The organism is Parasutterella sp. St.1A3 (genome assembly GCF_059728705.1).
In genome coordinates this window covers 1-20,826 of sequence record NZ_BAAGFK010000002.1, presented here as the reverse complement: position 1 = coordinate 20,826, position 20,826 = coordinate 1, and the positions used below count along the sequence as shown (strand labels likewise).

Below are 20,826 nucleotides of genomic sequence, written 5' to 3'. Positions count from 1 at the left end.
GACAGCATATGGGCACAAAGAACCAAGTTACTTGTGACCCGGCCGGGCAATAGGCGGCAGGGTTATAGGATCAAGTGACTAAGTGCATGTGGCGGATGCCTTGGCGATCACAGGCGAAGAAAGACGCGGCAGCCTGCGAAAAGCTGCGGGGAGCTGGCAAACGAGCATTGATCCGCAGATATCTGAATGGGGGAACCCACACCGCAAGGTGTATCTGCATCTGAATACATAGGATGCAGAGGCGAACGAGGAGAACTGAAACATCTAAGTATCCTCAGGAAAAGAAATCAACCGAGATTCCGGCAGTAGCGGCGAGCGACCCCGGAAGAGCCTAACAGCTGATAGTTTGAAGCGTAGTCGAACGGAATGGAAAGTCCGGCCATAGCGGGTGATAGCCCCGTAGGCGAAACGCTTTGGATGGTACTAAGGCAGTGAGAAGTAGAGCGGGACACGTGGAATCCTGTTCGAAGACGGGGGGACCATCCTCCAAGGCTAAATACTCGTGATCGACCGATAGTGAACCAGTACCGTGAGGGAAAGGCGAAAAGAACCCCGGGAGGGGAGTGAAATAGAACCTGAAACCGCATGCATACAAACAGTAGGAGCTTCGTAAGGAGTGACTGCGTACCTTTTGCATAATGGGTCAGCGACTTACATTCTGTGGCGAGCTTAACCGACTAGGGGAGGCGCAGCGAAAGCGAGTTCGAATAGAGCGCACAGTCGCAGGGTGTAGACCCGAAACCAGATGAGCTATCCATGGCCAGGTTGAAGGTGTGGTAACACACACTGGAGGACCGAACCGACTAGTGTTGCAAAATTAGCGGATGAGCTGTGGATAGGGGTGAAAGGCCAAACAAATCTGGAGATAGCTGGTTCTCCCCGAAAACTATTGAGGTAGTGCCTCGTGTATCGCTCCAGGGGGTAGAGCACTGTTTTGGCTAGGGGGACATGGAGTCTTACCAAACCAAGGCAAACTCCGAATACCTGGAAGCGTGAGCACGGGAGACAGAGCACCGGGTGCTAACGTCCGGACTCAAAAGGGAAACAACCCAGACCGCCGGCTAAGGTCCCCAATAATGGCTAAGTGGAAAACGAAGTGGAAAGGCCGTGACAACCAGGAAGTTGGCTTAGAAGCAGCCATCCTTCAAAGAAAGCGTAATAGCTCACTGGTCGAGTCTTTCTGCGCGGAAGATGTAACGGGGCTAAGCCATTAACCGAAGCCGCGGATGCGGAGATTATTCTCTGCGTGGTAGGGGAGCGTTCTGTAAGTCTGCGAAGGAGTCTTGAGAAGGATTCTGGAGATATCAGAAGTGCGAATGCTGACATGAGTAACGTTAAAGCGGGTGAAAAGCCCGCTCGCCGTAAGCCCAAGGTTTCCTGCTCTACGTTCATCGGAGCAGGGTGAGTCGGCCCCTAAGGCGAGGCCAAAAGGCGTAGTCGATGGGAATCGGGTTAATATTCCCGAACCGCCGCCGAATGCGATGGGGTGACGGAGTTTAGAAGGTCAGCCGGGTGTTGGATGTCCCGGTGGGTGAGTGTAGGAGGTCTGCAGGCAAATCCGCAGACGCATCTCCGAGGCAAAGCCGCGATCTGCTAAGGCAGAGAAGTGATTGGACGAACTTCCAAGAAAACCCTCTAAGCGTCAGTTCGGCGGGACCGTACCGCAAACCGACACTGGTGGGCGAGCTGAATATGCTCAGGCGCTTGAGAGAACTCGGGAGAAGGAACTCGGCAAATTGACACCGTAACTTCGGAAGAAGGTGTGCCTGAGTAACGTAGGCGCAGAGACTGCGTTCGCGTGAAAAGGTCTCAGAGAATAGGTGGCTGCGACTGTTTATTAAAAACACAGCACTCTGCCAAGTCGAAAGACGACGTATAGGGTGTGATGCCTGCCCGGTGCTGGAAGATTAATTGATGGGCTGAGAGGCCTTGATCGAAGTCCCAGTAAACGGCGGCCGTAACTATAACGGTCCTAAGGTAGCGAAATTCCTTGTCGGGTAAGTTCCGACCTGCACGAATGGCATAACGATGGCCACACTGTCTCCTCCCGAGACTCAGTGAAGTTGAAATGTTTGTGATGATGCAATCTACCCGCGGCTAGACGGAAAGACCCCATGAACCTTTACTGCAGCTTTGCATTGAACTGTGAACCGATTTGTGTAGGATAGGTGGGAGGCAGAGAAACGTGTACGCCAGTACGCGCGGAGCCAACCTTGAAATACCACCCTGATTTGTTTGCGGTTCTAACCCGGGACAGTGACCCTGTTCGGGGACCGTGCATGGTAGGCAGTTTGACTGGGGCGGTCTCCTCCTAAAGGGTAACGGAGGAGTACGAAGGTACGCTAGGTACGGTCGGAAATCGTGCTGATAGTGCAATGGCAAAAGCGTGCTTGACTGCGAGAGCAACAACTCGAGCAGATGCGAAAGCAGGTCATAGTGATCCGGTGGCTCTGAATGGAAGGGCCATCGCTCAACGGATAAAAGGTACTCTGGGGATAACAGGCTGATACCGCCCAAGAGTTCATATCGACGGCGGTGTTTGGCACCTCGATGTCGGCTCATCTCATCCTGGGGCTGTAGTCGGTCCCAAGGGTATGGCTGTTCGCCATTTAAAGAGGTACGTGAGCTGGGTTTAAAACGTCGTGAGACAGTTTGGTCCCTATCTGCCGTGGGCGTTGGAAGATTGACGGGGGCTGCTCCTAGTACGAGAGGACCGGAGTGGACGCACCTCTGGTGTACCGGTTGTCACGCCAGTGGCATTGCCGGGTAGCTAAGTGCGGACGAGATAACCGCTGAAAGCATCTAAGCGGGAAACTTTCCTGAAGATAAGTCTTCCCGGAGGTAAAACCTCCCTGAAGAGTCGTCCGAGACCAGGACGTCGATAGGTCAGGTGTGTAAGCGCTGTGAGGCGTTGAGCTAACTGATACTAATTGCTCGTGAGGCTTGATCCTATAACCGTGTTGCTTGTGACCGGCTGTGAGGTCCGTGCGAGAAAGAACAAAGTGAAGGCTGAGCTTGAGAGAAATCCAAGGCGCTGCCAAGATGAAGTAAATCGATCCGAATTGGCTCCTTAACCGGAGCGAACAGTTTTAAGCCCGGAGGCCATAGCAGGGCGGAACCACTCCTTCCCATCCCGAACAGGACAGTGAAACGCCTCCACGCCGATGATAGTGAGTTGTATTTCTTGCGAAAGTAGGTAGTCTCCGGGCTCTCCATTCTTAAAGCCTCTTGCTGCGAACGCGGTGAGAGGTTTTATCCCGACTTTTCCTTGATTTTTAAAACGATTTCGCGGTACAACCCGTGAGTACCAAGCCTTTAGCCGATTTTATATTTTAGCGACTTCGTAGTTCAACGATTCATCGGATTTTAAAGCTTCTTCCAAGTTTCCTAACTAAAGAGCCGTGACTCTCAAGACGCGTCAGGGGCTCCAAGCCGCACGATTTCCAGATGTCATTGGCAATTTCCAGAAGAGGTTTGTACTCTCCGGAGGACGTGCTCCCTTCAGAGTTTTCAACCACACACTGATATAGCTGACTTTTACTTTTTCTTAATGCATTCAAGGGGGAGACGCTGAGCGCATTGAGGGCTTCTACAACCTGCCTTACAGAGTATTTCAAGGCATCCTCTTTCAGCTGTTTCTGCATTAAACGAGTCAGGACAAGGCTGATATAGCACAGTACAAAATGACCCCGTATATGCTTGGTTGTCCATACGTAGACCGGCCTGGCTTCAATCGCCGTTTTTAACACTCTAAAGTTATCCTCGATTCTCCAGAGTTGTCGAAGCAGTGCATAAATGACGCTCGGATCTTGATCTTCGATATTGGTCAGCAAGGCCGTGTAACCGCACCATTTAAGACGCTTGGTGTAAAGCGTTTCATTAAATTGAACTTCTTTAAGCTCTGATTTAATAAAACTCTTATAGCCGTTGCGATTAGCTGCCTGGACAGCTTTCGCTCCTTTTCGTACGAGTTCTTTCGCACGTGTTGTCTTTTTTCTCAGTTCATCCAAGTCGTGCTTATAACGTGATAAAGAGAACGTTGCAATGCACTCAGCCTCCAGCTGGATTTTTCTCGATTGCTCACCCTTTGGATAAACGCGCTTGTTGATTGGAAGAGCCATTCGCTTGATGCGCCAAGAATCTTCTACGCAGTCATAACTCTCCCATCCGTCCTCTTCCAGAAGAGAATCTTGTTCTGTACGGTTTAGTTTTACGTAGGGAGGATAGCCAACAATATATTTAAACCCGGCCTGTTCAAGGGATTCCAAGTTGATGAGTTGGTTTAACCCGGCATCGGCTATGATCGTTACGTTGTTTAACTGGTAACGTTTTTTAAAGCCTTCCACCACCTCAAGCATTGTGCCGACTTCGGCAGTATTACCTCTAAAGAGCTCGTAGCCAAACGGTATTCCTTCGCTGTCTACAAGTAAGCCCATCACTACCTGTGTTTCTTGGGTTCGATGTTCTTTGCTCATACCTCGAGCACGAAGCTCATCTTCGATAAAACTCTCAAAGTAAAAGGTGGTGACATCATAAAGAGCGATCGTAAGATCCCTCTGATAAAGCTTGTCTATTGCCGCGTTTAACCGATCAATGATCTTTTGCTTGCGTTCGTCAAGTATATCCAGCAAGTTGTACATATCCTTGAGAGAAAGGCTCTCAAAGTCGTATAGATATCTATTCCTGTCAATCCACGTTCCTAGTTTTGATTCAGGCCTGAGTATCCGAGCAACCGCATTGTAAAAGGCCAGTTTATTTAAATCGACCGGAACCTTTCCTCTGTAATTGCGCTCTAGATTCTTGAAGTATTGGTCTAATTTAAGCTTGTTCCAAATCGTTAGAAACGGTGCTGGTGAAACGAGAAATGAACTGCCTAACTCAGTGGAGTTCGCTGCGCTGTCAACGATTGAGACTCCGCTGCCGTTCGGCAGCTCGGTCGCCTCCGCATAGGCCTGAGTTGATTCCCGGAAGAGCTTTAAATCTGAATTGATAAGTTCGAGTCCGTCAGGGTGCTTCTGCAGAAATAGTTCCTTGTTCCCGTAGCTTTTGAGCTGACGAGTTGTGGACCTTTTTGTAATTGGATCTCGATACTTCTCGACGATAGAGATATAGACCTTGCCTTTTACCTTTCTTTCCGAAATTGAGATGGACACGACTCACTCCTCCTTATTGATAATTATATCATAATTAGCCTTAGTTGAGCTACCTTGTCGTTAAATTTTCTAGAAAAAATTTCGAATTTATCGTTGAATATTCAGAAGGTTAAAGAAGCTTATTGATACATTTTTCTGGAAAAGTCGGGGCGGTGAGAGGTTTTATTTTGTCTGTAATGAGGGGGAATAATATTTTCGTTTATAAAACCCATTCTCCGGCGGCCGTGAACATGTTCACGATAGGCAACGGCTAACTTCCACTCGAAATTTTGTGGTCAAAAGCACATATTTGAGAGTACAACCGCTCCTTTCTTGCTGCGCTTAAGCACTTTGAATCGACTCAAAAGAATCTTTTGCTTCTACCGACAATAATTTTGTGGTCAAATGCACATAATATTTACGCTGTCCTTCCGCTATAACTGTTTTTTATTATGAGAAACTGTCGGTAAGCAAATTCTGTCGACATATGTTTCGTGCTTTAAAGCTTTTAGAAACGGAATTGTTCTCTTTGTACTAGGAAAGAATAATCCCTAACTGTGAACATGTTCACTTTTTTATCGACCATACTGTGGTCTTTTTCACATACAAAGGATAGAACGCATGTTACTTAACTTTTTAATGCTATCAAAATAACTCGACTATGAATAAAACATTGTTCCTTCCAAAATTATTTGTGGTCTTTTTCACATATTTTTCTCTACGAGTGCTGAGAACATGATTTCTCAAACAAGACTTTTGAACCATTTTCTCTAGTAAAAATGTAAAAAAAACCACAGATTTTGATCTTTTACCTTCGTGTGAACATGTTCACATAGAACCTGGCTTCTTAGTATTTCTGATGTGTGAACTTGTTCACATCAATTAGAAAGACCGCTAAAATTAGACTAACTTGAAACATCAAAGGAATCTCAATGGGGACTGTAATAGCATTTGCCAACCAAAAGGGTGGTGTCGGTAAGTCAACGCTCACCGTTCAAGCGGCTTTTTACTTTGCCACTAAGGAAAAGAAAAAAGTTCTCGTTGTAGATATCGACTCACAGGGTAATACCACCGAATCCTTGACACAGGGCCAGCCTTATGAGGGCACTTCCTCAGCTGCGCTGTTCGAGCCAAATCTGGAAGAACTGTCTATTCAAGATACACCTTATAAAATCGACTTGATCGGTTCCGAGCAAAATTCAAATGAAGGTTACGATATTGAAAGCCGTGATTTTTCAGTGGTTAAAAATCCGGCGATTCATATCAAAGCGCTCAAGGAAGAGTACGACTACATCATCGTCGATTGTCCTCCGTCACTTGGTAGAAAACTCCTTGGCGGCCTGATTGTAGCCGATTACGTCGTATGCCCGATCAAGTTATCCGGCTATGCGATTGGCGGCGTGTCCGGTATGGTGAAAACAATTCATGCCGTTCATGAAAACTACAATCCGAATTTGAAATTCCTTGGAGTTGTCGTAAATGAATATGACGACTCTGCGTCCGCAAAAGCAACTTTGGAGTTCCTAAAGAATGAAACCGACTGTGTCGTTTTTGACTCCAAACTGCACCATCGAGCCCCAATTGACGCAGCGACAACAATGGGGATACCGGTCTCAGAAATCAGAAACGGGAAACGCTCTTTTGAAGAGCTTGAACACCTCTTTAAAGAACTTTTAAACCGAATCAAAGCATCGTAACTATATGAAGACTTTTAAAATTAACAAGCCGAAAACACAATCGTTCAATCCGAAGAATATTAAAAGTCTGACCGATTTCAGTAGCTCCGTTGAACCAAATAAAGTCAACGGCAAAACATTAAAAACCATTCCTCTGGACCAAATTGATGCGAAGCCGCAGGTCCGTACTGTCATGGAAAATATTGGCGAACTGGCAGAATCTATGAAGAGCGGTCAGCTGCTGCCAATTTCAGTCGCCAAGTCCGAAAACGGGAACTACGTCATCCTCCAGGGCGAACGCCGCTGGTTGGCCGCCAAGCAGGCCGGACTGTCAGAAATAGAAGCTATTGTTGTTGAGGCTCCTAAAAATGAGGCCGACCGCATTTTTGGTCAGCTCACTGAGAATATCCAGCGCGAAAATATGAAACTTTGCGATCTGGTCAGCAGCATTAGTGACTTAGTTCAGCTCGGACATAATCAGACAGAAATCGCAAAGCGTTTAGGGAAAGACAGAACCTATATTTCTCGAATCGCTTCGCTCGCTTCAGCTCATCCTCTCGTGAAACAGTTTATTAACGACTCGTTCATAAACGACCCGCAAACAGCGCAAATTGTTAACTCGATCTTCGAAAAAAGCGCAAATGCAGAGCGTTTGCTTGCGTCCTGCCGAGATGAAGACGGATGTATCAGTCGTCCTGCTGCGCAGCGTCTGCTTAACAGCCTGAATGCGTCAAAAGAGAGCCACGAAAAGAAACAGAAAGTTAAGTCTTACGAAGACCGATTGAAAAAGAAAGAGATTCCTAACGGCATCAGAAGAGTCCCATCTGCCGCACCGGTAAACATCGCTGTTTCTTTTTTATCTGAATCCGGCCATCTCATAAACGGTCATCTTCTGCCCAGACTGATTGCGAAGAATCCAAATGAGGTCTGCGTATTATGCGAAAAAGACCACAAGGTTGTCTCAGTCCCTGCAGACAAGATCATTCTTCAGTCTATTTCAGAGCTGCAGAAATAAAATGTGAAAAAGACCACAGCTGAACGTAAGATTGTCTTGGATACATGAGAAAAAGACCACAAAATTGTGGTCTTTTTCTCATATTACTTATGCTTTGCTGAAGAAGGTTTAAATCCGACATCATTCAGAAAAACTCTAACTTCATACACGAATGCGGGATCTGCAAGCTTCGTTTGAATCCATCTGATCCAAGAGTCGTTGGAATCAGCAGCGGAACCGCATCGACTGAGATAGTCTCTTGCAAATCGAGTACCTACGCCGCCGTCCTGATAATTGGCAAGTTTCTTCGCAAAATAGCTTCTCTGCTGTTCACTCAAAATCAGTCCACGCCAATCTTCGTCACTGTATCCGGTCAGGTCCTTGACCATGCCTTCCCACTCTTCCTGCGGGACGGATAACGTACTCGGAACAGCGTCTTTTCTTCGACTCTTAACTGAGAAGATGATATCTGTGAACCGACGACCGGTGCGGATAAACTCGCTCTCAACATAGAAATCGATTTTCTTAGCTTCATTGATCTTAGCAGTGCATTCGCGAACAATTCTGGCAACGTCGCCATTGAGCTTCTTCTGAGGAATATTAAGGATTTCTTTGAGCTCCTCAATAGACATCTTCTTTACCTGGCCGCGCCAGCGCACGCAGAGCTCAAAGAATCGGAGTGTTGAGACACTCTTTAGTTCAGAAATCTGCTTAATCGGATACCGAATGAAATTCGAACGAATCTTCGTAAGGAAAGGAAGAACTTCCTGTGAGAACGTTAAGCCAATCATGCCGCTTCGGTAAGAGACTTTTGAGATCCAGCGGAACTCATCACGCTCCTTGCCATTTGAACCGAAAGTACGGATAACGCTTCGGTTGTAGAGCGTGTTAACAGCATTTTGAAGGTATTTGTATGCCTTGGATCGTTCGCTTCCGATTTCCCTAAGTTCTTTTGCCGATACCCAATAAACAGCATCGCTTCTCACCTGATCAGTAACCGAATCAATCTTACTGATAGCGACGAGAATAATTCTGAGTTCATTCAAGGAAAGATTTGTCTTTGCCGTCAGCAAATCATTGGACTTAACGACCACAGCATTACTGTTCCAATCTTTGGACAGAGCTGTGGTCTTTTTAACATTTTTTTCGGGTGCAGGCTGAGTCTCAAGATCGAACTCTCCTTGCGCAGTGTACTTTGTCATATCTAAAGACCGCCTAATCACTATGTATTTCCCGATTTTCTCACAATTAGCCTATCTTTTGTTGTGTTTTCTTCATCAAATGTGGTCTTTTTCACATAGATATGTGGTCTTTTTTACATAATATTGTGGTCTTTTTCACATTTAAACGAAACATCTTGTGGTCTTTTACTCATCTTATTTGGTCTTTTCTACAGAAATAAATGCGGCTTTTGTGGTCTTTTCTGCATATTATGTGGTCTTTTTCACATAAAAAGGCTTATAACTTTTTGTTTTTTAACATAAAAAAAGAGCCTTAAAAAGAAAAAAATTAATTAATAAAAAGAAAAAAGAAGGATTGCCGATTTCAGAGCTAAAGCCTAATAATTGACTAAGGTTATTTACTAGATACCGTATTTATGCTATCTTTCGGCTTTGTAATTTTTCCCAGGTCCCGGCTAGAGCCCTCCTACAGCATACTATTTAGTAAGCAGGCCGGGACCTGCTTTTTCAGATTTGCTTCCAAGCGTTAATTTCTTCAAATCTCTGATGCTCTCCATCAAAGATAACTGAAGTTTGTCCTACAGCACCGTTTCTGTTTTTAGCCAATTCGATATAAACAGTACGGCTGTCTCCAGGCTCTAATCCGTATTTAGCTAGTGAATATAAGAAAATTACCATATCCGCGTCCTGCTCAATTGCACCGGACTCTCTCAAATCAGACAGCATAGGTTTTCTGCTGGGCCTGTTTTCTACATTGCGATTGAGCTGAGAGAGCAAAAGTATCGGACAGGACAATTCTTTTGCCAATAGTTTCAAACCTCGAGAAAGAGCCCCTAGCTTCATCGCGCGATTTTCCTGGGATTCTGTATCGCCTTCATCATCAATTAGCTGAAGGTAGTCAACTACAATTAGACCCAGTTTGCCTAAACGAGCCTTTAATTGCCTTGCTTTTGACTTCAGACGGTACAAGTTAATAAGGCCTGAATCGTCAACAAACAAAGCTGCTTTCTTCAGCACTTCCATTGTTTCGTAATAAGTTCTCCATTGAGGAGCGGATAGCTGACCAGATTCAATTGCCGAAATATCGATTCGGCTTTGAGCACTTACCAGTCGCTTAATTATTTCTTCTTTGCCCATTTCAATAGAAAAAATAGCGACCGGAAGACTTCTTACTGTTGCTGTGTATCTGGCTACCTGAAGCGCAAACGCAGTTTTGCCGACTGAAGGCCTTGCTGCCAGCACAATGAGCTGACCGGGCTTAAACCCGTTAGTCAGAAGATCAAACTCTTCTATTCCGCTTTCAGCTCCTTGAATTTTATCTGGAGCGTTCACTGCATCAAGCATTGATTCTGTGAGCTTGTCGAGCATTTGGTTTGCTGATGTAAAGCCGCTTTTTCCTTCTTCGTCGGGATTAATTTTTAAAATCTCTGCCTGCACGGTATCGATTAACTGAACCGCGGAGGCAGTCTTTCGCTGCCCGATCTCGGCCTCTAAACGCGCAATTGTCTGCAGCAATAAACGTTTTAAAGACTTGTCTCTCAGAATTGCAGCGTATTGACTGAGATTAACGGAACTTGAGCTGGATTCAATTAAGTTGTTTAAGTAGGGAAGGCCGCCGGACTCCTTTTCTTTTCCGTCCGCTCTAAGCCGATCAAAGACTGTCAGCAGATCTGTCTGCTGTCCGCTGTTGATCATTGAAACCATTTCGCCATAAATGAGTCGGTTTGCATGACTGTAGAAATCTTCCGGAGTAAGGGTCGGTTCCATCAAATAGAACGATTCCGGATTGGAGAGAAGCGCTCCTAAGATAGCCTGTTCAATCTCCGTGGATTTAGGAGCCAGTGTCTCCGAGTAAGACGAATTAATAGAATCGTTTGGAATTTCGTTCATAGCAGTGCCTTTCGTATTTTTTTATTCTAAACAAAGAGCAGGTATAGGAAAGATGCTTTTAAATATGAGAAAAAGACCACAACTTGATTAAGACCTTCAACTTAAAGGTTCTGGGTTCTAGTGCAAATAAAAAGAGAGCCTTTTAAGGCTGTTTGGTTGCTGTTTGACCTTTGATTCATTTTTAAATGCAATAAAGTTGTTGGTATTGAACAGTTCCGATAAACGAGATGACGATTGAGCTTCAAAAAATGTAAAAAAGACCACAAAAAAAATCTGGCTCAATTACCTTCTAGTGAGCGTGTTATCAGTGTTCTTTCTTGGATAAGAACCTTTTCCTTGAGTAAAATCCCATTGCGAAATCTATTGACTTGTTTCAAGCGAAGCTCTCTCGGCGTTGAACGATGAAGATGCAAAGAGCAAGTTTTCCTGCGAAAGAACGCGATTAACAGCGGAGACATCATGTTTGGTATATGGAAAGGAATTTTCTTAGCGGCTTTTGCAGGATGCTGCTGGGGCACTATGGGTGTTGCTGCTCAATATTTGTTTGAGAACTGTCGTTTTGAAGCTGATGATCTGACAGCACTTCGCTTAATCGGTGCCGGCATACTTCTTCTTCTCATCTCTGCAGTGTCAGAAGGACCTAGGAGTTTATTTCTGCCTTTTAAGGATAAAAGAAATATCCGAGACATCCTCATTTACGGAGTGGGTGTCCTTTTAATCCAATACACGTTTTTTATCGCGATTCATGCAAGTAATGCAGGTACAGCTGCGATTATGGTTGGGTTCGGGCCGCTAATGATTATGTTTTACATGGCCGCAGCGAAACATAGACTGCCGTCTGCCAAGGAACTTTTTTGTCTCGTATTGGCCGTATCCGGTGTTGCGCTTCTCGTAACCAAGGGAAATTTTGACTCTTTGGATATTGCATCTGCCGGCGCTTTTTGGGGAATTGTCTCTGCAGCGTTTGGAGCATTCTGTACCGTCCAGCCAAAAGCCGTGATAGAGCGTATCGGTGTCTCGCTGGTCGTGGGCTGGGGCATGGTTGTGGGCGGGACGATCGCTTGTTTCTTTACCGATCCATTTAGCATGGACGTCGACTGGACATGGGCGTCCGTCGGCTGTTATCTGTTCATTATCGCGTTCGGAACTGTGGCAGCATTTTGGTGCTATCTCAGAAGCACGATGTATGTTATTCCCTCTATTTCAGCAATTCTGGGCTCATTCGAGCCGTTTTCGGCTGTGCTCTTTTCTTTTTTAATTCTTCATACAACCTTTAACGGTTATGAACTGTTTGGTGCCGCGGCGATTATCACCAACATGCTGATCCTGGTGTGGCCGGATAAGAACGCAATCAAAAAACTGTCAGCGGAAAAGAGTCAATAGCGCTCATCTGAAAAGACGAAGTAATAAAAGTCTCTACCTCAAATCGAGTCTTGATTTGACGAACTCAAAAATATGTGTAAAATGCACGCCTCATTGAACAACGCCAAGCGCTGTTCGAGATGCAGAAACAAATTTTTACATTGAATTTTCCTGTTTCAGTTGACAAGAATTTTCAGTTCTGTAAAATAGCAATTCTGCGCTTGAGAAATCAAGCAAGTTCTTTAAAAATTTATCGACGACCGATAAGAGCGGGCGCTGAAGATTTAAGCGGGTTTAGAAGGTTGAATTCGCGAAGAAATTTTTAGCTCGCACTTATTGGAAGAAGGAGTAGAAATACTCCGTCAAACACCAAGAGAGTGATTCGAGCGACAACAGAGATTAAACAAAAGAGTTTGATCCTGGCTCAGATTGAACGCTGGCGGAACGCTTTACACATGCAAGTCGAACGGTAACAGCGAGAAAAGCTTGCTTTTTTCGGCTGACGAGTGGCGAACGGGTGAGTAATACATCGGAACGTGTCCGCTCGTGGGGGACAACCATCCGAAAGGATGGCTAATACCGCATGAGTTCTACGGAAGAAAGAGGGGGACCTGCTTGCAGGCCTCTCGCGAGCGGAGCGGCCGATGACTGATTAGCCGGTTGGTGAGGTAACGGCTCACCAAAGCAACGATCAGTAGCTGGTCTGAGAGGACGACCAGCCACACTGGGACTGAGACACGGCCCAGACTCCTACGGGAGGCAGCAGTGGGGAATTTTGGACAATGGGCGCAAGCCTGATCCAGCTATTCCGCGTGTGGGATGACGGCCCTCGGGTTGTAAACCACTTTAGTAGAGAACGAAAAGGAGCTATCGAATAAATAGCTCTGCTGACGGTACTCTAAGAATAAGCACCGGCTAACTACGTGCCAGCAGCCGCGGTAATACGTAGGGTGCGAGCGTTAATCGGAATTACTGGGCGTAAAGGGTGTGCAGGCGGCTGAGTAAGACAGATGTGAAATCCCCGGGCTTAACCTGGGAACCGCATATGTGACTGCTTGGCTAGAGTGCGTCAGAGGGAGGTGGAATTCCACGTGTAGCAGTGAAATGCGTAGATATGTGGAAGAACACCGATGGCGAAGGCAGCCTCCTGGGACGCAACTGACGCTCATACACGAAAGCGTGGGGAGCAAACAGGATTAGATACCCTGGTAGTCCACGCCCTAAACGATGTCAACTAGTTGTTGGGGATTAAAATTCTCAGTAACGCAGCCAACGCGTGAAGTTGACCGCCTGGGAAGTACGGTCGCAAGACTAAAACTCAAAGGAATTGACGGGGACCCGCACAAGCGGTGGATGATGTGGATTAATTCGATGCAACGCGAAAAACCTTACCTACCCTTGACATGTCAGAGAAGCTTTTGTAATGAGAGTGTGCCCGCAAGGGCGTCTGAACACAGGTGCTGCATGGCTGTCGTCAGCTCGTGTCGTGAGATGTTGGGTTAAGTCCCGCAACGAGCGCAACCCTTGTCACTAGTTGCTACGAAAGGGCACTCTAGTGAGACTGCCGGTGACAAACCGGAGGAAGGTGGGGATGACGTCAAGTCCTCATGGCCCTTATGGGTAGGGCTTCACACGTCATACAATGGTCGGAACAGAGGGCAGCCAACCCGTGAGGGGGAGCAAATCCCAGAAAACCGATCGTAGTCCGGATTGCAGTCTGCAACTCGACTGCATGAAGTCGGAATCGCTAGTAATCGCGGATCAGCATGCCGCGGTGAATACGTTCCCGGGTCTTGTACACACCGCCCGTCAAACAATGGGAGTGGTGTTTACCAGAAGTCGTTAGCCTAACCGCAAGGAGGGCGGCGACCACGGTGAGCACCGTGACTAATGTTAAGTCGTAACAAGGTAGCCGTACCGGAAGGTGCGGCTGGATCACCTCCTTTCAAGAGAAAGCGAATGAAAGCTTTTAGAAGACGCGTGAATTCATTCAGCGCTCACTCTTATCGGCAGTCGATAAATCGAAAAGAAATATGTTCTTTAACAATTCGGAAAGATTGAAAAATCTAACGTTAAGACTGATTTGATGAGAGTCAGTCAAGACGGGTAGTGATTGGAAATCAAGCAAAGTTAAAACTTTGAGATTTCTCAAGCATGAGACATTGACAGCATATGGGCACAAAGAACCAAGTTACTTGTGATCCGGCCGGGCAATAGGCGGCAGGGTTATAGGATCAAGTGACTAAGTGCATGTGGCGGATGCCTTGGCGATCACAGGCGAAGAAAGACGCGGCAGCCTGCGAAAAGCTGCGGGGAGCTGGCAAACGAGCATTGATCCGCAGATATCTGAATGGGGGAACCCACACCGCAAGGTGTATCTGCATCTGAATACATAGGATGCAGAGGCGAACGAGGAGAACTGAAACATCTAAGTATCCTCAGGAAAAGAAATCAACCGAGATTCCGGCAGTAGCGGCGAGCGACCCCGGAAGAGCCTAACAGCTGATAGTTTGAAGCGTAGTCGAACGGAATGGAAAGTCCGGCCATAGCGGGTGATAGCCCCGTAGGCGAAACGCTTTGGATGGTACTAAGGCAGTGAGAAGTAGAGCGGGACACGTGGAATCCTGTTCGAAGACGGGGGGACCATCCTCCAAGGCTAAATACTCGTGATCGACCGATAGTGAACCAGTACCGTGAGGGAAAGGCGAAAAGAACCCCGGGAGGGGAGTGAAATAGAACCTGAAACCGCATGCATACAAACAGTAGGAGCTTCGTAAGGAGTGACTGCGTACCTTTTGCATAATGGGTCAGCGACTTACATTCTGTGGCGAGCTTAACCGACTAGGGGAGGCGCAGCGAAAGCGAGTTCGAATAGAGCGCACAGTCGCAGGGTGTAGACCCGAAACCAGATGAGCTATCCATGGCCAGGTTGAAGGTGTGGTAACACACACTGGAGGACCGAACCGACTAGTGTTGCAAAATTAGCGGATGAGCTGTGGATAGGGGTGAAAGGCCAAACAAATCTGGAGATAGCTGGTTCTCCCCGAAAACTATTGAGGTAGTGCCTCGTGTATCGCTCCAGGGGGTAGAGCACTGTTTTGGCTAGGGGGACATGGAGTCTTACCAAACCAAGGCAAACTCCGAATACCTGGAAGCGTGAGCACGGGAGACAGAGCACCGGGTGCTAACGTCCGGACTCAAAAGGGAAACAACCCAGACCGCCGGCTAAGGTCCCCAATAATGGCTAAGTGGAAAACGAAGTGGAAAGGCCGTGACAACCAGGAAGTTGGCTTAGAAGCAGCCATCCTTCAAAGAAAGCGTAATAGCTCACTGGTCGAGTCTTTCTGCGCGGAAGATGTAACGGGGCTAAGCCATTAACCGAAGCCGCGGATGCGGAGATTATTCTCTGCGTGGTAGGGGAGCGTTCTGTAAGTCTGCGAAGGAGTCTTGAGAAGGATTCTGGAGATATCAGAAGTGCGAATGCTGACATGAGTAACGTTAAAGCGGGTGAAAAGCCCGCTCGCCGTAAGCCCAAGGTTTCCTGCTCTACGTTCATCGGAGCAGGGTGAGTCGGCCCCTAAGGCGAGGCCAAAAGGCGTAGTCGATGGGAATCGGGTTAATATTCCCGAACCGCCGCCGAATGCGATGGGGTGACGGAGTTTAGAAGGTCAGCCGGGTGTTGGATGTCCCGGTGGGTGAGTGTAGGAGGTCTGCAGGCAAATCCGCAGACGCATCTCCGAGGCAAAGCCGCGATCTGCTAAGGCAGAGAAGTGATTGGACGAACTTCCAAGAAAACCCTCTAAGCGTCAGTTCGGCGGGACCGTACCGCAAACCGACACTGGTGGGCGAGCTGAATATGCTCAGGCGCTTGAGAGAACTCGGGAGAAGGAACTCGGCAAATTGACACCGTAACTTCGGAAGAAGGTGTGCCTGAGTAACGTAGGCGCAGAGACTGCGTTCGCGTGAAAAGGTCTCAGAGAATAGGTGGCTGCGACTGTTTATTAAAAACACAGCACTCTGCCAAGTCGAAAGACGACGTATAGGGTGTGATGCCTGCCCGGTGCTGGAAGATTAATTGATGGGCTGAGAGGCCTTGATCGAAGTCCCAGTAAACGGCGGCCGTAACTATAACGGTCCTAAGGTAGCGAAATTCCTTGTCGGGTAAGTTCCGACCTGCACGAATGGCATAACGATGGCCACACTGTCTCCTCCCGAGACTCAGTGAAGTTGAAATGTTTGTGATGATGCAATCTACCCGCGGCTAGACGGAAAGACCCCATGAACCTTTACTGCAGCTTTGCATTGAACTGTGAACCGATTTGTGTAGGATAGGTGGGAGGCAGAGAAACGTGTACGCCAGTACGCGCGGAGCCAACCTTGAAATACCACCCTGATTTGTTTGCGGTTCTAACCCGGGACAGTGACCCTGTTCGGGGACCGTGCATGGTAGGCAGTTTGACTGGGGCGGTCTCCTCCTAAAGGGTAACGGAGGAGTACGAAGGTACGCTAGGTACGGTCGGAAATCGTGCTGATAGTGCAATGGCAAAAGCGTGCTTGACTGCGAGAGCAACAACTCGAGCAGATGCGAAAGCAGGTCATAGTGATCCGGTGGCTCTGAATGGAAGGGCCATCGCTCAACGGATAAAAGGTACTCTGGGGATAACAGGCTGATACCGCCCAAGAGTTCATATCGACGGCGGTGTTTGGCACCTCGATGTCGGCTCATCTCATCCTGGGGCTGTAGTCGGTCCCAAGGGTATGGCTGTTCGCCATTTAAAGAGGTACGTGAGCTGGGTTTAAAACGTCGTGAGACAGTTTGGTCCCTATCTGCCGTGGGCGTTGGAAGATTGACGGGGGCTGCTCCTAGTACGAGAGGACCGGAGTGGACGCACCTCTGGTGTACCGGTTGTCACGCCAGTGGCATTGCCGGGTAGCTAAGTGCGGACGAGATAACCGCTGAAAGCATCTAAGCGGGAAACTTTCCTGAAGATAAGTCTTCCCGGAGGTAAAACCTCCCTGAAGAGTCGTCCGAGACCAGGACGTCGATAGGTCAGGTGTGTAAGCGCTGTGAGGCGTTGAGCTAACTGATACTAATTGCTCGTGAGGCTTGATCCTATAACCGTGTTGCTTGTGACCGGCTGTGAGGTCCGTGCGAGAAAGAACAAAGTGAAGGCTGAGCTTGAGAGAAATCCAAGGCGCTGCCAAGATGAAGTAAATCGATCCGAATTGGCTCCTTAACCGGAGCGGACAGTTTTAAGCCCGGAGGCCATAGCAGGGCGGAACCACTCCTTCCCATCCCGAACAGGACAGTGAAACGCCTCCACGCCGATGATAGTGAGTTGTATTTCTTGCGAAAGTAGGTAGTCTCCGGGCTCTCCATTCTTAAAGCCTCTTGCTGCGAACGCGGTGAGAGGTTTTATTTTATCTGTAATGAGGGGGAATAATATATTCGTTTATAAAACCCATTCTCCGGCGGCCGTGAACATGTTCACAAGTTACGTGCAATTCTTACATTTTGTCTCTATATAGAAAGAAAATACGCTCAAGTTGAGCCTTTTCTAAGCAAATAACCACTTAGGGCTGTTACTCTTTGGAAAAGAGAGGGAATTATGAGAGCAGTACTAAAAAAAGTTTTAGAACTCTATTGCTATCGATTAATGCGCAGTCGTCTGACTGCCCAGGCAATGAAAAACAGACAGCGTTAGCACGATGCAGTTCAGTTATTAATAGCGGCTTTGGCTGCTATTTTTTTACCCTCCGTAAATGCCCGAGTTATAACAAAATACCGTTATATCCTGAATTCCGTGCCCTCTAGGTGATAAATCTTGGAGGCACGGCTATCTTCAGAGCTTCTATCGTCGCTCTTAGTTTCTTGGGGATTAGGTCCCAGTAAAAAGAGTTTTCTTCGTCAGATTTCCTGCTGGTTACGTCAACAGCCCCCATCATTCTCAGGAAGTCCGGTGTATCGTTCGGCAAGTACTTTGACGATGCGTCCTGTTTCGCTTCGGTTCTCTTTGCTAAGGTAAATCTCATCTTCAGATTCATTAGAAGGATCAGGCTTAAAAATAAAACGAAGACTTTTCCTTCAAGAGCTCTTTCCCGGCAGCGCATTCGACGCCCTGAGCAGCGTTCTTTGAGATTGTTGAAGTTTTTTTCGATGATATCTCTCTGTCGATATATTCTGAGAGCTTCATTTGCTGAGCCTACGGTGTTCGAGACAAGAACGAACAGCCCGAGGCTGTGCGCCTTGTTTTCCCATTTCTTCGGACTGTAACTCCATCCCTGAGAGCTCTTTATGAAGAAACGTTTAATTAAATCCTTATCTGAGTCCTTGAGGGCGATTTTCTCTGCAAGTTTGTCTTGAACTTTCTTAATTTGCCTGAGAAGAGACTCATTTTCAGTGGCGGCTCGCGCCGGATCCAAATAGACATGAATGTAAAGAGGCCGCGTTTCCAAATATCCGGTTGCAGGGTCTCTGTAAGACCACGTTGTTGACGAAGTTTTAGCCTGGATGCCAAATTCCTCTAAGAATGTATCAACGCCTGCGAATCGGAGCTGGGGTTCGAAGCTGCTCAGAACAGATTTGCAGTAATTCAGATTAGTCTTAGAGCCACAAATAAATCCTAAATTCTGTTCGTAGAGCCGGTCGAGCAAAGTAGGAGAACTGAAAGCTCTATCCATCACTAAGTTCACCTGAGAGCTTCCTAAATCGGCGGCGTCCGCAAGCATTTGTCTTAAGGCTAATGGATCACTCAGAGAACCCTCCAGCACTTTGTAGTAGAGAGGTTCTCCGGAATATTCCGAGACAATCAACCCTAAATTTAATTGAGGCAATTCCGAGTTTTCTTTGCTATAGCCGTAAGCGACTTTGCGGATCGTTTCGGAATAAGACGATATTGATGTCGTATCAAAGCTCCAATAGACGTCTCCTTTAGTCTCCAGCTGCGAGTACAGCAGCCGTTTCCTCAGAAAAGATATTATCTCCGGGTTAGAGACTTGCTCAAAGAGATCAGAAACATGCTGAGAGGTAGTCGGCGTACAGGGAAGCCATGTTTGGGCGCTGTAAATTTCAAACTCAGAAGCAACTGCACCCGGGTCTGCTGCAAAAAATATAGCCAAAGAAAGAAGATAAGCAGCCCTGTCTTTACCGAAAACCGCTTCCAAATCAGCTTGTAAATGGTTTTGCTTAGCAATTTCCCATAAAACATATGAGGCACCGGCCGACAAACGTGTATCTTGATCAAGTTCATCAAGAAAAGCTTTCCTCTGCTCTGCATTTGGAACCAAAGGCGGCAAAGGACATGCGACGCCGCCAAACAATCGAACCTTCCTTCCAACAAGTTTTGCCTTGCAGTCTTTTAAAGCCGGATATTCAGCGAGAAACCTCCTTCCCAACTCAATTGAATCATCTTCCAAAAGTCTTCCAACAGTCTTTTGGAAAACCTTTTCACATTTATTGTTGTTCCAGCGGTTCTTGTAGAAAATCGCATAACGAATCCCATGATTGTTCTTCACGAACACGGGATGTATGAAACCTGTTTCTAAGAAGCACTGTTCCTGAGTTTTGCTATCCATATTTGTAGGGTGATTGGTTTCTTTCATAGGTTATAATTATCGCCTATGAAGTTAAAGAAGTCCATCCATGCATTGCTCAAAAGGGGTATAAAATCAATTAGTTAAATTGAAGATGAGACTATTTGTAAAAATAGCTCCTAGAATTTTGGGAATTCAGGTTATATATACAATTCAACTGACGAAATTGACAATCGTCGAAACATAAACTACCACCCCATGGAGAATTCTCTAATGTCAGATTTTCTCTCTTCTACTCTTGGACGCAGGAATTTCCTGCGACTTTCTGCATATGCCTCCGCAACATTCGGCTTTTCACTCAGCCCGATCTCTCACGCTGTCGCCCAGGCAGTCAAAGAGATTGAACCGTTCGTGTGGAACGCCTGCGTGATTAACTGCGGACAGCGCTGCTCTCAGCGCTGCTTCCTTAAAGACGGTCAGGTTATTCGTGTTGAAACGGATAACACAGCAGGCGACTCCTGCGACCATCGTCAAATTCGTGCCTGCCTGAGAGGCCGCTCTCTTCGCCAGCGTCTCTATTCTCCTGACCGTCTCAAGTATCCGATGAAACGTGTTGGTGAACGCGGTGAAGGAAAATTCGAACGCATCACTTGGGATGAAGCCATTAAAACCGTTGCTCAAAACCTTAAAAATACGGTTGAGAAGTACGGTAATGAGTCGCTTTATTGGCAGTATTGCTCCGGTCAGCAGTCCTTGGTGAACTCTCGCCGCGCTTGGTGGCGTCTGCTGAATCTTATGGGCGGCTACCTTAAATACTACGGCTCGTACTCTACCGCTCAGATCGGAGCGGCTTTCCCTTATACCTACGGCGCCAGACCAGCTTCCGATGTCGGTGAAATTGCAAATGCCAAACTCTATGTGACATTCGGCGGCAACAGCGCGGTTACCAGAGGCTCCGGCGGCGGAAAAGGCTATCAGCTTGAATGCGCCCTTGAACGCGGTAAACCCAAGAGCATTATGATCGACCCGATGTATAACGACACGGTCGCCGCAGGAAT

At 47.1% G+C, this 20,826-nt stretch carries 8 protein-coding genes and 5 rRNA genes; 9 read left to right on the top strand and 4 right to left on the bottom strand.

Going from position 1 to position 20,826, the window contains the following annotated elements:
- Nucleotides 1–68 precede the first annotated feature (68 nt).
- Both AC6I1F_RS12050 and rrf (AC6I1F_RS12045) read left to right on the top strand, forming a co-directional pair.
- Nucleotides 69–2,951, top strand: a 23S ribosomal RNA gene (locus AC6I1F_RS12050).
- A gap of 143 nt (nucleotides 2,952–3,094) precedes the next feature.
- A 5S ribosomal RNA gene (rrf, locus tag AC6I1F_RS12045) occupies nucleotides 3,095–3,209 on the top strand.
- 147 nt (nucleotides 3,210–3,356) lie between these two features.
- On the opposite strand, the gene AC6I1F_RS12040 is transcribed toward rrf (AC6I1F_RS12045), so the two are convergent.
- Nucleotides 3,357–5,153, bottom strand: a complete 1,797-nt coding sequence (locus tag AC6I1F_RS12040; protein WP_289702632.1) for an IS1634 family transposase — start codon at nucleotides 5,151–5,153, stop codon at nucleotides 3,357–3,359.
- Between the two features lie 911 nt (nucleotides 5,154–6,064).
- On the opposite strand from AC6I1F_RS12040, the gene AC6I1F_RS12035 reads away from it, so the two are divergent.
- Nucleotides 6,065–6,829 (top strand): ParA family protein, encoded by a 765-nt coding sequence (locus tag AC6I1F_RS12035; protein WP_160336340.1) that lies wholly within the window; start codon nucleotides 6,065–6,067, stop codon nucleotides 6,827–6,829.
- Nucleotides 6,830–6,833: 4 nt separating this feature from the next.
- Complete coding sequence (locus AC6I1F_RS12030) at nucleotides 6,834–7,823, top strand: ParB/RepB/Spo0J family partition protein (RefSeq protein WP_160336339.1); 990 nt, start codon at nucleotides 6,834–6,836, stop codon at nucleotides 7,821–7,823.
- Between the two features lie 83 nt (nucleotides 7,824–7,906).
- Here AC6I1F_RS12030 and AC6I1F_RS12025 read toward each other — a convergent pair whose 3' ends face one another.
- Together AC6I1F_RS12025 and dnaB are read right to left on the bottom strand one after the other, a co-directional pair.
- Nucleotides 7,907–9,004 (bottom strand): replication initiation protein, encoded by a 1,098-nt coding sequence (locus tag AC6I1F_RS12025; RefSeq protein WP_160336338.1) that lies wholly within the window; start codon nucleotides 9,002–9,004, stop codon nucleotides 7,907–7,909.
- 486 nt (nucleotides 9,005–9,490) lie between these two features.
- Nucleotides 9,491–10,873: a replicative DNA helicase gene (gene dnaB, locus AC6I1F_RS12020; RefSeq protein ID WP_160336337.1), complete on the bottom strand. Its 1,383-nt coding sequence runs from the start codon at nucleotides 10,871–10,873 to the stop codon at nucleotides 9,491–9,493.
- 459 nt (nucleotides 10,874–11,332) lie between these two features.
- On the opposite strand from dnaB, the gene AC6I1F_RS12015 reads away from it, so the two are divergent.
- The 4 genes from AC6I1F_RS12015 to rrf (AC6I1F_RS12000) all read left to right on the top strand — a co-directional run bounded on the left by AC6I1F_RS12015 (nucleotide 11,333) and on the right by rrf (AC6I1F_RS12000) (nucleotide 17,608).
- Nucleotides 11,333–12,256 (top strand): DMT family transporter, encoded by a 924-nt coding sequence (locus tag AC6I1F_RS12015; protein ID WP_160336336.1) that lies wholly within the window; start codon nucleotides 11,333–11,335, stop codon nucleotides 12,254–12,256.
- Nucleotides 12,257–12,636: 380 nt separating this feature from the next.
- Nucleotides 12,637–14,181 (top strand): 16S ribosomal RNA (locus AC6I1F_RS12010).
- Nucleotides 14,182–14,467: 286 nt separating this feature from the next.
- Nucleotides 14,468–17,350 (top strand): 23S ribosomal RNA (locus tag AC6I1F_RS12005).
- 143 nt (nucleotides 17,351–17,493) lie between these two features.
- Nucleotides 17,494–17,608: ribosomal RNA gene (gene rrf, locus AC6I1F_RS12000) — 5S ribosomal RNA — on the top strand.
- Together the 16S, 23S and 5S rRNA genes form the textbook arrangement of a ribosomal RNA operon.
- Before the next feature lie 438 nt (nucleotides 17,609–18,046).
- Here rrf (AC6I1F_RS12000) and AC6I1F_RS11995 read toward each other — a convergent pair.
- Complete coding sequence (locus AC6I1F_RS11995) at nucleotides 18,047–19,837, bottom strand: IS1634 family transposase (protein WP_497801797.1); 1,791 nt, start codon at nucleotides 19,835–19,837, stop codon at nucleotides 18,047–18,049.
- 204 nt (nucleotides 19,838–20,041) lie between these two features.
- Here AC6I1F_RS11995 and AC6I1F_RS11990 point away from each other — a divergent pair.
- Nucleotides 20,042–20,826, top strand: a 785-nt coding sequence (locus AC6I1F_RS11990) for a molybdopterin-dependent oxidoreductase (protein WP_497801796.1), incomplete at its 3' end; no start/stop codon positions are given.